Raw genomic sequence first — 1,109 nt, forward strand, 5'->3', positions numbered from 1 at the left:
AACTTTTTCAGACGGCCTGTGCAGTCGTCAAGGACGGCCGGTTAAGCCAGGGCTTCCTTAATGATGTCTTTCACTGCCGTTGCATTATTAGGGACAACACGGACCCGTTGTGGCAGATTTTCCAAGCCTTCCAATGCGGCAGGGCGGGGGATGGAAACTTCGCCGACAGCCTCATGGATGGTGGCTTCAAATTTGGCAGCTAATGCGGTTTCGAGGCAGACGATGGTTTCGCCGGCTTCGCGGACTTCACGGGCAACTTTGACGCCATCGGCTGTATGCGGATCAATCAATTCACGGTCTTGTTCGTAAACCTGTTTGATGGTGGCAAGGCGGTTGGCATGGGTTGATTTGCCGGAAACAAAGCCATATTGTTGATGTACTTTGTTTAAGGCAAATTCCAAATTGAAACCTTTGCCGGAGCCTACTTCAGCCCATAATGTTTTGATTTCGTCTGCATCACGGTCCATCAGGTCAAACACAAAACGCTCGAAGTTGGAGGCTTTGGAAATATCCATAGACGGGCTGGAAGTGACGTGGGTGTGTTCGCTGTTGCGCGGGCGGTATGCACCGGTTTTGAAAAATTCGTCCAATACGTCGTTTTCATTGGTGGCAACAATCAAGCGATGGATAGGCAGGCCCATTTGACGGGCGATATGGCCGGCGCAGACATTGCCAAAGTTGCCGCTTGGTACGCAGAAGCTGACTTTTTCGTCATTGCTCGAAGTGGCATTGAAATAACCGGCAAAGTAGTACACGACTTGGGCGACAATACGGCCCCAGTTGATGGAGTTGACTGTGCCGATATGGTATTTGGCTTTGAATTCGGCATCGTTTTGTACGGCTTTGACGATGTCTTGGCAGTCGTCAAACATGCCTTCAACGGCGATATTGTGGATGTTGGCATCTTGCAGGCTGAACATTTGCGCGCGTTGGAATGCGCTCATTTTGCCTTCCGGAGACAGCATGAAGACATTGACGCCTTTTTTACCGCGCAGGGCATATTCGGCGGCAGAGCCGGTGTCGCCGCTGGTTGCGCCTAAGATATTGAGTTCTTTGCCTTCTTTGTTCAATACATATTCAAACGCATTGCCCAAGAATTGCATGGCCAT

Annotated in this window: 1 protein-coding gene; it reads right to left on the bottom strand. The window is 50.4% G+C overall.

All coding sequences use genetic code 11. The features are described from left to right. Nucleotides 1-41: 41 nt before the first annotated feature. Nucleotides 42-1,109: threonine synthase (gene thrC / locus ACTHS3_RS14045; protein ID WP_440368256.1), on the bottom strand; the 1,068-nt coding region annotated here is incomplete at its 5' end.

The organism is Neisseria sp. P0009.S007 (genome assembly GCF_051962515.1).